The sequence below is a fragment of the Vibrio sp. 1731 genome (assembly GCF_033339955.1).
Taxonomy (GTDB): domain Bacteria; phylum Pseudomonadota; class Gammaproteobacteria; order Enterobacterales; family Vibrionaceae; genus Vibrio; species Vibrio alginolyticus.
In genome coordinates this window covers 28,610-43,067 of sequence record NZ_JAWOVO010000009.1, presented here as the reverse complement: position 1 = coordinate 43,067, position 14,458 = coordinate 28,610, and the positions used below count along the sequence as shown (strand labels likewise).

At 45.2% G+C, this 14,458-nt stretch carries 10 protein-coding genes and 1 pseudogene; 3 read left to right on the top strand and 8 right to left on the bottom strand.

The genetic code is table 11. The annotated features are described in order from the left end of the window. Together R7035_RS12340 and R7035_RS12335 are read left to right on the top strand one after the other, a co-directional pair. Nucleotides 1-312, top strand: a pseudogene (locus R7035_RS12340) (hypothetical protein); the annotation flags it as partial. Between the two features lie 4 nt (nt 313-316). Beyond that, nucleotides 317-1,963 (top strand): BatD family protein, encoded by a 1,647-nt coding sequence (locus R7035_RS12335; RefSeq protein ID WP_258460656.1) that lies wholly within the window; start codon nt 317-319, stop codon nt 1,961-1,963. Between the two features lie 125 nt (nt 1,964-2,088). Here the strand turns inward: R7035_RS12335 and R7035_RS12330 are convergent, their stop codons facing one another. The 5 genes from R7035_RS12330 to R7035_RS12310 all read right to left on the bottom strand — a co-directional run bounded on the left by R7035_RS12330 (nt 2,089) and on the right by R7035_RS12310 (nt 8,093). Beyond that, a complete protein-coding gene (locus R7035_RS12330; RefSeq protein WP_054574929.1) occupies nt 2,089-4,215 on the bottom strand; it encodes a GGDEF domain-containing protein in 2,127 nt (708 codons plus the stop codon). Nucleotides 4,216-4,542: 327 nt separating this feature from the next. After that, nucleotides 4,543-5,292: a phosphate ABC transporter ATP-binding protein PstB gene (gene pstB / locus R7035_RS12325; RefSeq protein ID WP_005375156.1), complete on the bottom strand. Its 750-nt coding sequence runs from the start codon at nt 5,290-5,292 to the stop codon at nt 4,543-4,545. Between the two features lie 60 nt (nt 5,293-5,352). After that, entirely contained in the window at nt 5,353-6,216 is an 864-nt protein-coding gene (gene pstA, locus R7035_RS12320) for a phosphate ABC transporter permease PstA (RefSeq protein WP_005383923.1), read from the bottom strand. 22 nt (nt 6,217-6,238) lie between these two features. After that, nucleotides 6,239-7,171 (bottom strand): phosphate ABC transporter permease subunit PstC, encoded by a 933-nt coding sequence (gene pstC / locus R7035_RS12315; RefSeq protein ID WP_005375154.1) that lies wholly within the window; start codon nt 7,169-7,171, stop codon nt 6,239-6,241. Nucleotides 7,172-7,271: 100 nt separating this feature from the next. After that, a complete protein-coding gene (locus tag R7035_RS12310; RefSeq protein ID WP_005375153.1) occupies nt 7,272-8,093 on the bottom strand; it encodes a phosphate ABC transporter substrate-binding protein in 822 nt (273 codons plus the stop codon). 331 nt (nt 8,094-8,424) lie between these two features. Here R7035_RS12310 and R7035_RS12305 point away from each other — a divergent pair, with 331 nt between their 5' ends. Then, nucleotides 8,425-10,068, top strand: a complete 1,644-nt coding sequence (locus R7035_RS12305) for a methyl-accepting chemotaxis protein (RefSeq protein WP_053307910.1) — start codon at nt 8,425-8,427, stop codon at nt 10,066-10,068. Between the two features lie 100 nt (nt 10,069-10,168). Here the strand turns inward: R7035_RS12305 and R7035_RS12300 are convergent, their stop codons facing one another. The 3 genes from R7035_RS12300 to R7035_RS12290 are packed head-to-tail and all read right to left on the bottom strand — an operon-like array spanning nt 10,169 to nt 14,454. Then, nucleotides 10,169-10,741, bottom strand: a complete 573-nt coding sequence (locus R7035_RS12300) for a DUF1566 domain-containing protein (protein WP_017820503.1) — start codon at nt 10,739-10,741, stop codon at nt 10,169-10,171. A 1-nt stretch (nt 10,742) separates the two neighbouring features. Next, nucleotides 10,743-12,176 carry a DUF1566 domain-containing protein gene (locus R7035_RS12295; protein WP_262652239.1) on the bottom strand — a complete coding sequence of 478 codons (1,434 nt, stop codon included), beginning with the start codon at nt 12,174-12,176 and terminating at the stop codon, nt 10,743-10,745. 25 nt (nt 12,177-12,201) lie between these two features. Further along, nucleotides 12,202-14,454, bottom strand: a complete 2,253-nt coding sequence (locus R7035_RS12290) for a proprotein convertase P-domain-containing protein (RefSeq protein WP_318146150.1) — start codon at nt 14,452-14,454, stop codon at nt 12,202-12,204. Nucleotides 14,455-14,458: the final 4 nt, after the last annotated feature.

Genomic DNA, 14,458 nt, shown 5'->3' with positions numbered 1-14,458 from the left:
CAACAAAAGTCTCAAAACGAAGGGAAAGAAGCGCAAGGACAACAGTCACAAAATCAGCAAGATTCTGAAAATAAAAAAGAAAAACAAAAAACGGAACAACATCAACCGCAACGAGATGACAAGCAAGTGAAGGATCAAGGTGAACCAATACAGGCTAAAGCGCATCCCGAAAAAATGCATCAGGATGATCCTGAGTTCCGTCGACTAGAAGCAGTAGAAAGTGCTCGCGACCCAAGCTTTTTGATCCGTGCGCAAATGCAACTTCAAGCGCAACAAAAACAACCTCCACAACAATCTCAAAAGGAGTGGTAAGCCTGTGATGAACAAAGGCGTAAAACTGGTCTTTATTTTTGTGGCCAGCCTAATATCCAGTTTCTCGGTGATGGCACAGACACTTCAAGCTAGTGTGAATAAAACACAAGTAGCCAAGAATGAAGTGATTAACCTCAGAATCATTTCAGATACTGAGCTCAGGCCAGACTCAATCGACTTCAATGTTCTAGAGAAAGACTTCTTCTTGGGTCAACCTCGTTATGGCCGCTCTAGCAATAACATTAACGGAAGAAAATCAGTGCGTACCGAGTGGAGTATCTCAATTGCACCAATGAAAGAAGGTGTTCTGACTATTCCAAGTTTTTCCGCTGATGGTATGAAAACGGAGCCGATCAAACTACGTGTCAACGCGAGCCAAACAGACCCCAATCTTGATGATCTATTTAGCTTCAATATTACGGTCGACAACAGTACGCTCTACCCTCAGCAATCTGCAACATTACGTATACAGCTTCTAATCAAAGCGGACACTCGACGCCTAGATAACCCACAAATAGTACCTCCGCAAATTGAAGGCATGAAGCTTGAGGCACTGGGTGGCTTACAGCAAAGACAGAAGATCTTAAATGGGTTAGAAGTAGCGGTCATAGAGCAGTCGTTTCGCTTAACGGCCAATCAACCAGGCACTTATACCTTGATAGGTCCTAAACTGACCGGTTCTTATATTTATGGCGACAGCTTGACGGGCTCAACCAAAATAATGCCTATCAATACCAAAGCGGAACGCATGCCAATAACGGTCAAACCGATTCCGAGCGAATTTAAAGGTGAATGGCTTCCTGCTTCAGCGTTAGAAATGACACAGAGCTGGCAAGACGATCAAGGTAATCTACTGTCGATTAACGCGATCAACACAGTAAAGCAAGGTTCTTCACTCACTCGAACCATTCAAGTTAAGGCTCGCGGTACACAAGCCGAATATCTGCCACGAGTCAATATTAGTTACCCGAGTTCACTGCGCGTGTATCCCGAACAACCTAAGTTCGATAGCGCGAGAGATGGCACCGTTACCATGACGGTGAAGCAAGTCATTATTCCTACAGAGGCCGGGAAATATACCTTACCAGGATACGACTTGAACTGGTGGGACAGTCAAAATGATGAAGCGAAGAAAACAACGTTACCAGAGCTAACATTAGACGTAGAGAAAAATGACACTGGGCTAATCACGTTGCCGGAATCGCCTCTTTCAGCGCCTTTAGTGTCAGCCCCTAGTCCTGAATCAAGCGGCGATGTAAACAGTCTCTGGCGAACATTAACCTTTGTTTTCTTAGGGCTTTGGATAATGACATTGGGAATCGCTATTTGGGCATGGAAAAAGCGGTCAATAACAGCGAGTGGAACGGTTTCATATACTGAACAGCCACTTTGCATCGACGCGCTAAAAAAAGTCATCGAAGAGGGCGATGCTGCGAAAATTGAACGCTCTGTAAATGAGTATTTAACCACTCATCAAGGCAGGCTAAACCCTGGCGACGTACAAGCAATTAAGCAAGAGCTTAATGCCATGAATCAAGCGTATTTTAGTGCTAACCAACAACCTTGGAGCCCTGATTCGCTGCTAGCGAAAATTCAAAACCTTGGCAAAGCAAACGTAACGAAAACCGACCACCAACTCGAAAAGTTATAAATAACTAGATAACAATGGCAGCTCTCATGAGCTGCCAATTCTCTTATCCGGCCAAATTTTGCTTTAGCGGTTTTATCTAGAGCACCAACCGCCGCTTCTTCCCTATCAAGTTGCTCTTATGAACATCACTTACTCAACAAAACTTGGGGCTCGTATTCGTATCGCCTTACACAATTTCGCCCATGATTCTTCGCTTGATAGAGTGCCTTATCCGACAACTGATATAAATGGTCGAAATTAAAGTCTTTGCCTTTCGCTTTATAACAGGAGTAACCGACTGAAACGGTAAGTAACTCCCCTTCTGGGTTATGTCGATGCTTTATCCCCTCGCCCTCGATGCACTGACGAATGCACTCTGCTCTCAGTCGGACCTCCTCTTGCTCAGAACCAATCATGAGCAATGCAAACTCCTCACCTCCGATACGGCAAAAAACTTCATCTTCACCTTTGGTATGATGATCCAAGATATAGCCAATTCGCATCAATGCGATATCGCCTTCGAGATGACCATAGTGATTATTGAATAAGCCAAAATGGTCAATATCAATCAGGATCAGGCCAAACGACATGTCGTCTTCACACTCTAGGGCACAATATTTTTGCATCACATGTTCTAACATGCGGCGATTACCAAGACGCGTCAAAGGATCGAGCTTAGAAAGTACCTCAAGCTGTCGATTGGCTTCCTCCAACTCTTTTGTTCGGTTCTGAACCTCCAGCTCTAAGTTTTCGTTTAATTCGCGAATCGCCTCTTGAGCTTGAGTACGTTGCAATACTTCAGCTAAGCTGGACGCGAACATACGAATCACTTCACGTAACTGAGAAGTTAACGGCGCACGTGTCAGCAAATTATCAACAGCGATAAAGGCGATAGGACCACTGCTATTTGAAGTCAATACCGTCATCGCAGCCCAACCAAAGCCAACAATATTACAGTCATGATAAATAGGCACTGATTCTTCAAATGCGACTTCGTTTGGCATTGAGCGAGCCAAATTTATAAGAGAGAAATCTTGGGTTTCGCCAAAGAAGTAAGATTCATCCACCACGTTACCTTGAATATCGGTACCCCACGTTCCTTGCATGTAAGAGCAATTTTCATCAGTTAAAAACACCGCCATTCGATCAATACCAAGATTTTTAATGGCGAAAGTGACGGCCGATTTGCATACTCCACTGACAGTAGTGCAACGTGATAACTCAACCATGCTTGAATGCAACATGCGTACGTTTTGTTCTTGGCGCTTACGAATGTAAATTTGAGAGAAGAGTGAACCAAACGAGTCCAACATCTGTTTTTGATATGCCGTTATCGGCTTACGATGAATAAAGTTATCTAGCGCGAACCACCCAAACGGTTCATTGCCATCGCGTAAAATCAACATCGCATTCCAGCCCTGCCCGATGACCTTGCCTGCTGTGTATATTGGCGCGTCTTCTACAATCACTAAGTTGCTCTCAAGGCTAGATAACGCGGTGATATACTCCTCGCTAAGTTGGTGTAAATCATATTGTGTGTGAAATTCATCAATCGTAATTCCTGACTCATCCGTGCCGTATGTACCACTGAAGCTGCGCTTTTTCATATCGAGAAGCATCAGTGTAGAGCGATCAAACCCAAGTCGTTCACGTAACGCTTCGACGGCTTTGTAGTACAAGTCCTTTAAAGAATCAGGATTAGAGATTTCGAGTGCAACTTGCTGAACTAACTTCATATTTTCGATAAAGCGCTCGCGTTGGCTAATCTCATCAACATATTGCGCTTCACGAATATCTCTGTGCCTGATCTCTTTCGAGGCATTTTTTTCAGCACGAATACATTGCCAACGCGCCGCTGCGAGCTGCATTGCGTCGTAACTTTCTTCATAGATATTATGTGCTGTGCGAGCATGTACAGATTGAATCAGTAGGTAGGTACGTTTGATAGGCGTGTTGTCGAGCATCATGATGTAACTATCACCGCCTAAATCTCGGGTGTGATTCCAGTTACAAGTGTTGATCGCCAGAGGTATGATGCTTTCAGAGGTATCAAACTGACTTGCCCACTCCCAGAATGTCTCAGGATAGTTTTGGGTTGGGTAAAGCTCTCCGCGAGAGAAGCTCATTGAATGACGAGGGTTAATTGAAGGATCTTCAAAAATAGCTAGGGCTTGAGGGGAGAACAGACTCTCTAAATGATCAAAGATTGCCTCCGCTAGCAACCGATGGTCCCTCGTTGAAGACACTTTTCTTGTAAAACTTCTTAAACTCACCCTACCAACCTAATCTACTTTTTTATCCTCGATAAAAAACTACTTAGGCCATGATATGCAATCAATACGTTCAAATTTGAGCTGTTAAGTCATTCGCAAAATTATCAGACTTAGTGTTACATTCGAGAGCTCTTCAGCACTTTTAAAGCCATGTTTCACATAAGTTACATGCTTTATAAACTGGGGAGGAAAGTTGTACTTATTTACAAGATTTTTGTGTTGGTAGATGTTTTAAGCCTACGACTTAAAAAGAAAAAGGCCCCTCATCAAGAGGGGCAAAGTTACCATCGCTTATAGTTATTTAGTTATGCTTGTAAATACGGTGGATTAACCGAAATCACCATTTACGTAGCCTTGAGTACGGTCGTCTTGAGGGTTGCTAAAGATCACTTGCGTATCGTTGTGCTCAACCAGTTCACCCATTAGGAAAAACGCAGTGCGGTCAGAGATACGACGCGCCTGTTGCATTGAGTGAGTCACGATAACGATGGTGTAGTTCTTCTTTAGCTCTTCCATCAGTTCTTCGATTTTGTGTGTCGCAATTGGGTCAAGTGCCGACGTTGGCTCATCCATCAGAATCACATCCGGCTCCATCGCGATTGTACGTGCAATACATAAACGTTGCTGCTGACCACCAGAAAGACCGAATGCGTGTGATTTAAGGCGATCTTTCACCTCATCCCAAAGTGCAGCACCGCGCAGCGAACGCTCTACCACTTCATCAATTGTCTTTTTGTCTTTGATACCTTGAGCACGTAAGCCGTAAGCCACGTTCTCGTAAATGCTCATCGGGAATGGGTTTGGCTTTTGGAATACCATGCCGACTTTGATGCGAAGGTCAGCAACATCAATGTTGCCGTAAATATCTTCGCCGTCCATCGCCAATTTACCTGTAATTTTCACGCCTTCGATTAGATCATTCATTCGGTTCAAACAGCGTAGAAGCGTTGATTTTCCGCAACCTGACGGGCCGATAAGTGCAGTTACTTGGCGAACTGGAATTGGTAAGTTGATCGATTTCAGTGCTTGGTTGTCACCGTAGAATAGGTCTAGGTTTTCAATATCAAATTTGTTCATTGTCTTAATCTCTTAATTCTTGAATTCGTGTCTTTTAACGTGCGTTCTTAATTAGTGTTGTTAGTAAGTTGCGGTGTTAAAACGTCTAGCAATCAGTTTCGTTACCATGTTGATCAAGAGAACAACTACGATAAGCACTGTTGCCGTACCGTAAGCCTGATTCCATTCTTCAACGGTAAACAGTTCGGTAGTCAGTTTGTATAGGTGAACGGTTAGCGTACGACCTGAATCTAATAAAGAATCCGGAATACGTGCAACCATACCTGCTGTCAGGAATACTGGAGCAGACTCACCAATGACACGACCAATACTTAGAATGACCGAGGTTAAGATACCTGGCATTGCGCTCGGAAGAATCAAACGCCAGATAGTGTAAATCTTAGAAGCACCGAGGCCATAAGAGCCTTCACGGTACGTTTGTGGTACTGCCATCAGCGCTTCTTCCGTTGTACGGATGATAACTGGCAGGATTAGGATACTTAGCGTCAATGCACCCGACAGAATTGAGAAACCAAGGCCAAGAATCGCCACGAAGAAAGTCATACCAAACAGGCCGAAAATGATCGACGGGATACCCGCCAATGACTCGGTACAGAATCGGATGATTTTCACCAAACGACTGCCCACTTTCGCGTATTCGGTCAAGTAGATTGCCGTCATGATACCGAGTGGCGCTGCCACTGCGATAGAAGCAATAACCATGTAAATGGTCGCCACAATCATTGGGAAGATACCGTGCTCTTCACCTGTGCGCGTATAGTTATCAGTAATGAAGTTCCAATCTACGTGTTGTAGACCGTTTGATAGGATGTACCAGATAATCCAGAACAAAAAACCTACCGTTAGTGCTGCCGAGATCCAGACAAATGCGTTAAAGACATTATCTTTGAACTGGCGTGCTTTTTTCAGTTTTGCGCGATCCATAATAGTCACCTTTAACGAGCGATTACTTCGCTTTTTCTCGGTTTAGGTACAGTAGTACAGCATTCAACGACATGATGAAAACCAGAAGTACTACACCTGTAGCGTAAAGTGCGTTCGCGTGAACACCACTTGCGTAAGACATTTCAATAGCGATGTTTGCAGTTAGTGTACGAGCCGAATCCAAGATGCCTTCTGGCATTGCCGGCGCGTTACCCATAACCATAATGATCGCCATGGTCTCACCTAATGCACGACCGATACCCAGTATCACACCTGTCATGATGCCTGAGCGAGCCGCTGGAACGAGCAACTTAAAGATGGTGTAGATTTTCGATGCGCCCAGTGCCAAAGAACCCTCTTTATAAGTACGAGGCACAGCGCGGATAGACGTTTCAGATACCGTAATTACCGTTGGTAGAATCATCACACCAAGAACAATGATACCGGCAAGGATAGTATTACCTGCAGGTACATCAAATACCTTCTGAATCAATGGAACGATAATAACCAGACCGAAGAAACCGTAGACCACTGAAGGAATACCGGCTAGCAGCTCAACCGCTGGACGGATAATGTCTGCTAATCGCTTTGGTGCGATTTCAGCGATAAAAATGGCGGTCAGAACACCAATTGGAACCCCAACAATGACAGCACCAGCCGTCGATACGATAGATGCCACAATCATGGTGGCGACACCGTAAAGCGCAGGTGGTAACCAGTTTTGTCCTAAGACAATGCCCGATACGCCTGCTTCTTGGAATGCCGGAATACTCTCTCGAACGATGAAGTATGCAATAACGGCCAATGAAACAATGCCGATTACGGCACTCGTTAGGAACAAGCCGTGGAAGATGCGCTCTTTCCAGTCTACACGACGCTTCTCGCGTAGGCCTGACTTGCTGATAGCTCTAGCGTCAGTATTCATAAGCTTTTCACTATTTGTTGCGATGGTCATTTAAAAATCTCACGGTTCTGGGCAATGCCGTTGAACACAATGGATAGAAAAGGCTCAGCCCTAAACGTTGGGCTGAGCAAACTTTAGAGTCCCGATGGGATTAGTTAACTGAGATGTAACCTTTTTGGTCAACTAGCGCTTGCGCTTCGTCAGTTAGCATCCAGTCTAGGAATTTTTGCGTTTCTGTTGATGGCTTGCCTTCTTTGTAAAGAACAAGGAATGGACGCGCTACTTTGTAAGAACCGTTTTTAACGTTAGCTACCGTTGCATCAACGCCGTCGATTGCTAGCGCATTAACAGTGTTGTCTACAGTACCAAGAGAAATGTAGCCGATTGCGTATGGGTTAGATGCAACCATTGTTTTCAGTGCGCCGTTACCGTTTGCAACTTGAGCACGTTGAGAGATAGCTGATACCTTTTTACCAGAAATCTTCATTTTTAGAGACATGATGTCTTCAAATGCGCCACGAGTACCAGAAGCTGTGTCACGAGTAATGGCTACGATTGGCTTGTCTGCACCACCGACTTCTTTCCAGTTTGATACTTCACCTTTGTAGATTGCAGTCACTTGCTCGGCTGTTAGACCTGGCAGTTTGTTTTGTGGGTTCACAACCACTGCGATACCATCACGAGCAACCACTTCTTCGATTAGTGTTGATTCTTTTTCAGAGTCTTTTAGATTACGAGAAGACATACCAAGGTCTGCTGAACCATTTTTCGCTGCTTTTACACCAGCTGAAGAACCAGGACCTTGAACTTCGATAAATACGTTAGGGTTCTTCTTCATGTACGTTTCAGAGAAAACTTCCATCAGTGGAGTTACGCTGCTAGAACCCACTGCAGAGATAGTTTCTTTAGCAGAAACAGGAGTCACTGCCATTGCGCCTAGAAGTGCGATTGCACCGATTACTGTCTTTTTCATCACAATTTCCTTAAGTGGCTTTATTGCCGTTGTGTTTCACTTGAACGGTGCTCACTTTAGAATTTGAATATGACAGTTGTGTTTCACTTAGTTGAACCCTCTATGACACGTTGTCATTTCTAACTATTAATTCCGCGACTTATTCCTCTCTCAATTTGAACGTAACGTTTTTATAACGTTGCCTCATGTTCAAGATGATAACCCCATCGATTTTGGTACATTTCATAACAATTAGGTATGAGTAACTCATTGATTTGGCAAATGTAACAATTAAAATCGAAATGCTTATTTATAAAAAAGATAATAATCAAACCGATAGAGGGTCAATCTCATGCGTCAATTTCTTAGTACGCTTTCTATTAAACTTCAGGTTTTTCTGCCTGTTCTATTCACAGTTATATTACTCATCATTGGACTGAGTGTCGGAATCGGTAAACTCGATCAAGCATTCAATAAGGTTTCGGCTTCCACCCATAAGCTAATCATTCACAAAGAGGAACTTAGCGGCATCGTAGACAACACTTACGCCATGCGCATCAAAGCCATTTATAGTCTATTTAGAGCCGAAGATGTTCAGTCTCTCAACCAAGAGCTTTCTAAGCGACAAAACAAAAACCGCGATTTTCTTAACTCCATCGACAATCTCCCTGGCGTTCAAAATGAAGTCAATGCTATGCGTAAGGCCATGAATCACTATGTTGATTTCACTCGCGTTACCATGACACCTCTGCTCACCACTAAACACTCTTCTGATTACACCACCTCTGATTTCAATCAAAAGTACGAATCTGCAATGGCTGAGTATCGATTAGCTGGCGAAGCGATGATCAACGCCATCGACAAACTATCTAAACAATTGAATCAAATCGTCACCGATGAAGTCGAAACGAATGGCGAACAACATTCAACCACGCTAACTTACAGCGCCGTCTCGCTTGCGGTGATCTTGAGTGCCGCTTCACTTATTAGTTGGGTACTCGCCAGCTACATCGTTGCGCCGATTCGTAACCTTCAAGTAACGATGCAGGAAGTCGCGAAGGGAAACCTACTAGTTAAGGCCGAAGCCATCGGGAAAAACGAAGTGTCTCAGCTGGCTCGAGATGTAAACCAGACCATAGAAAAACTGCGTGAAACTGTAAGCGCATTGGTTCGCATTAGTGAAGATGTGGCATCAGCATCAACCGAGTTAGCAACTGTTATGACTCAAAGCAGCGTCAACTCGGATCAAGAAAAGCAAGAAGTTGAGCAAGTAGCCTCGGCGATCAATCAGCTAGAGTCGACCGCAGCTGAAGTATCGACCAATGCACAAGAAGCCGATAGTGCATCAAATCAAGCACGTACGTTAACCTCACAAAGTATAAGCATGTTTGGGGAAAGCACTCGCGCAAGTGAAAAGATGGCGGAACAACTTAACGAAGCCGCTGCCGTCGTGACTTCACTAAAAGATCAATCAGAACACATTGGTCGCGTGATCGAAGTGATTGAAGGTATTTCTGAGCAAACGAATCTACTTGCACTGAATGCAGCGATTGAAGCTGCACGGGCGGGCGAAAGTGGCAGAGGCTTTGCGGTAGTCGCCGATGAAGTACGTATGCTGGCAGCACGAACTCAGGAGTCCACCAAAGAGATCCAAACCATTATAGAAGAGCTACAGCAACAATCTGGTCACGCAAATGAAAGTATGCATTCCAGCTTAGCCATGTTGTCAGACAACCAAGCTCTGACACAAGAAGTTAGCCAATCACTTGCTAATATCAGTAATGCTATCGCCGATCTGAACTCAATCAACACTCAAGTTGCGACCGCATCAGAAGAGCAGAAACAGGTCACGGCTGATATCAACAACAACTTAACGAACATCTATGAACTAGTGAGCCAGAACGTCACTGGGATCACTCAATCAGCCGCGGCAGCGCAAGAGTTGTCTGGTTTAGCAGAAAACCAAAAACATCAGCTTAAGCAGTTCCAAGTTTAAATCTCTGAACAACACGATAAGCTCCAAAGGTCAGAAAAGAAAAAGCTCCGCACTGGCGGAGCTTAATAACATCTGGATTCGTGAAAATCCAACGGGGTGATTACTCCTCGTCAGTAACCAGCAGAACAGAGGAAATGTTCGTTGACTCTAGTGGGTTCCAGTTGTAAACCTCACCATTAAATGAATCAAACACCATAACGTTTGAGCCATCACCGTTTGGTGTGTTACTCCAGATGTAACCAGCATAGTCACCCACCTCTAGCGTGTAGCCACTTGCGAATGCAGTGCCGTTCATCGCAGGGCTATGGCAAGCACGTTCTGTCAACGCGACTAACTCCTTAATGTTTGGTATGCGCCAATTCTTTTTGCCAGCGAAGTCATATAAAGCATGATTACCTGATTCATTGCGGATTTGCTCAGCGGTTGATAGCGCTAACTGCCATGACATCTTAGTCGCAGCGCCATCACAAGCTTCGTTTGCCGTATTCCACGTTGAACCAACAGGGCAACGCATCCATGTTAGACCTGTTTTCAGGTCAGTTACGGTACCGCTCTCAGAATATGTATAACGCGTGTTAGGTGCCGTTTTAGCAAAGTCAGTAGAACACTCTTGTGCAGCCATTACAGTTTGAGAAGCCAAAGCAAGAGATAGTACAGTTATTAATTTCTTCATCTTATTGGCCCTTTACTGCTACTAGACGGATTGGGAATTGGAATGACGTGCCTGTGTCACGCTCTACTTTGTCAGAATAAATTTCAACAAAGCTTACGTGGCCACGGTCAGCGCCCTTCGCTGCAATCACTGCAAATTGAAGTGCACCTTCGTAGTTAGCAGGAGAGTAATTATTAAATGTGAAATCACTTAGCCAAATAGCACCTGAATTAACGTCTGGGCTGCCTTTACCCTGTTGAGGGAAGTAAGCTGTCGTCATACCATAGACATTGCCGTCGGCGTCTTTCTCTGTCTCACCTAAGTCTAGAACATCGTAGAACTCTTGGTATGTTGGTAGGCGCCAGTCACTAATGCCACATAGTGATTGCTTGTTTATATGTTCAACATATTGGCTTGTTGAACAGATGCCATCAACAGCATCCACACAACCAACGACTTCAAGATCTTCGTAATACGGCTTAAATGTTTCAGACTCAAACGCAAATAGGCGATCTTTAAATTGAACCGAGCTCGCATCCGCACTCTTGTTTTCCCAAACAAGACCAGTACGCTCGTCCATAGTACAAGCCCACTCAGTCGCATCTGCAGCTAAAGCTGCACCTTGTGAATCTAGCTTAACGAACTTAAAGCCAGCGCCTGTCGACGTTTGCTTGTCCTCTTTGTCGAAGCCGTATTCTGCATCTTGACCAGGGTAAGACGCTTGAACCTCAGCAACGTCTGCTGCTCCTTCAGCAAAATAAAGAACGGCGCCCGTATCGTTACTACCAACCGTTTGTTCAGCAACCGCTACAATTTCTTCAGCAAATGCACTTACTTCCGCTTCAGACAGAAGATCAGAGGCCAACGATTTACCTTGAAAGCTAAGATTTTGAGCAAGCAGCGCTACGCCTTTGATCATTTGCTTTGGTTGCATCGCAGCTAATAGCACAACCGTGTTTTGCTCTAGCTTGTCTAGCTCGCTAGCTTCTGCGTTAGACATCACCGTACCAGAAAGAGAAACGCCGGCATCGGCGAGTTGCGCTTTCACAATCTCTTCAGCTTGAGCAACGGTTTTACCGTCAATTACAAGACCCGCGAGCAACGTTGTTACACCATTGACCGTGTTACCCGTTGCTAAATTTTGACCCGGAGCCGCAAGACGCAACGTTTGGTTTGAACCTTGATCAACTTGAGCAAGAATGGTGCTGGTTAGTACGTTTTTGTCGCTTGAAGTCAGGCTAAATTTACCGGCATTATCCGTTTTAGCACTCGGTTCAGTGGAATCACAAACGTAGTTTTGGTTTAAATCGATACATACTGGCGTATCAAGAAGTGTACCTGCAGAAACGATGGTGCCAGCTACATCATAGGTCGGTGCCGACGTGTCACCACCAGAACCTCCGCCACAGCCAGCTAGGGCTAGTGACATAGCAACGAAAGAATATTGAAACTTCATAGATTTTATCTTCTTTTGATTTTAATTAACGAGAGCGAATCACTCTCACCATTGAAAGCAGGAAAAGTCCTAACAAGGTCCAAGGCGAACCACTGCCACCTGAACCACCGCCACTGCTTTCTTTAGTGGTATCAGCACTACACTGATACTGAGCAAAGTGACTCACACCCCACTCTTTCAACACCCCAGAGTTCCCTGACACGCGGTCAGACACTTCGAGACGCCAAGTACCCCAACTCGGTTGACCGACAAGTGCTTGTAACTCCTCGTCATACTGAGCGGTGAAGTAACCTTTAAATCCTTTGGTATTGCTTGATTGATGGCTAAGTAGCACGACCGATTTGCCTTGTGGAGACACTAGCGTCACTTGCAGATCTTGCAGTGAGTCATGTTCGATGTTCAGGTAAACCGCAAACGAATCATCAATCGTGCGTGACTTGTCCGATAGCGTCTGAGAGAACAGTCTGTCGCCCTGTTCCGGCAAAGCGGAGTTCACTGGTTGAGGCTGGATATCGAGCTCTGGCGTACCATTAACCAGCATCACCTTTTCACTCCACTGGTGAGTCTTTAGGCCTTCAGAAAATTGATAATCCAATGAAATAGAGGAATCGAATTGCGTGCCACATGTTAGACCGCTTGGTAACGCCACCTTCATTGAGGTCGAGTCAGAAAGCGTTTCATCAAAGTCGAAAACAGATGCGTTGTTTAGCTGCCATTGCCCTTTGATGCTCGCTTCACGGCCAGTTTGGCTCAGGCTCAAACCAACGTCTTGACCTTGTGCGATGTATCGAGCGTCATAGCGAACACGAAGAGGCGCTTTAAGTAAGTTGTGTCTGTTGAAGCTGTCCGTCAGGAATTGGGCGTAGTCTTTATTTGGGAACAAAGTGTTTGCGGCAAACACGGTCGACTCCGCCAGATCATGCATTTTCACGCCACGACCAATGCCGTACATGCCTTCAAGAACAATGGCGTCAAACTCGCGGAACACGTTATCGGTATCATCACCGTATCGTTCAACCGATGCTTTAAGCGCTTGAAACAGCGGCGTTGACCATAGCTCGTCACCTAGTTCACCGCCCACACTGACGTGCGCTGGGTACTCTGAGCTCTCGAAGTAACGTGCTCTTTGGTTCCATAAGCTACGAGTTGTTTTGCGTGTTCCGAACACACCGTCCCAGTTGAACACCGTATCTAACTCGAATTCTTGACCACGACGCGAAGCATCCAAATATTGAATGCGGTAGCTCGCGCTGCCCGCCCAGTAATCAGCAAAACCCTCTGCGATAGCACCAGTGTGACCGTACGCCCAATCCGGTACGATTTGGTAATGAATGCCATGCCCAAGCTCGTGTATCACGACATCAGCATCGACTGCATCCGGAGAAACACCACCGACACCCAGCATGAGTGCTTTCGGACCGTAATAGTAAGTAGAGTTATCTTTTGATAAACCGCGAGCGTCAAAACGAAGCGGTTCGTCAAACAAGTCGTAAGTCAGGCTTGTCAGATATTGGATCGAGCTATCAAGATGATAAAAAGCCATCAACTGTGGGAACGCATTGTCACCAAACTCGGTGCTTTGCATCTCATCAACACTGTCAAATGCTTGAACCCCTTCTGCGCTGAGAAAGTCCAACGTATCGAGTACAGGCGCTTCACCAGGTGCTGGGGCTGCAAATAAACCCGTCGCATCCACTTGCTTTAATCTTGGGTTAGAGAGATAGAACTTACCTCCCGACTTTAAAACCTCAATCGACTTGGTGACGTACTCGATCGGCTGAGGGTAATCAGACAGTGCTGACCACGTCGATTCTGGTGCCGCTTGCTGTTGCATGGTGCGAAGATCTGGGTTGAATAAAGAAACCTCAACATTAACCAGACCTCCAGAGCTCAAAGCAGGTGGCTCTTGTGCTTGCAGTTGGCGAGGCGATTCCAATTCCATTGCAACCGTTGGTTTACCGTTGCGAATGATCGTATCTTCAAGGCTCTTAAACGCTCGCACAACGTGATGATTTTTATCGGTTGTTACTACTAGGGTGCGCTGTGCTTGATATTCACCGTTTACCCAAACATCAAAATTGTAATGCTCACCAAGCTGAGATTGGGTTTTGTAACGGAACTTAAACTCGCCCGCTTCTGAGTAGTGGCTGTCTAGATAAGTTTTCGCTTGCGCTTCATTCGTTACCACAGAGTCCGTTACGGGATAATCCCACTCTGCAGCCTGTGCCGCAGGGGTACAAGCAATAAGCAGCGAAAACGCCAATGGTTTTAGCTTCATGATT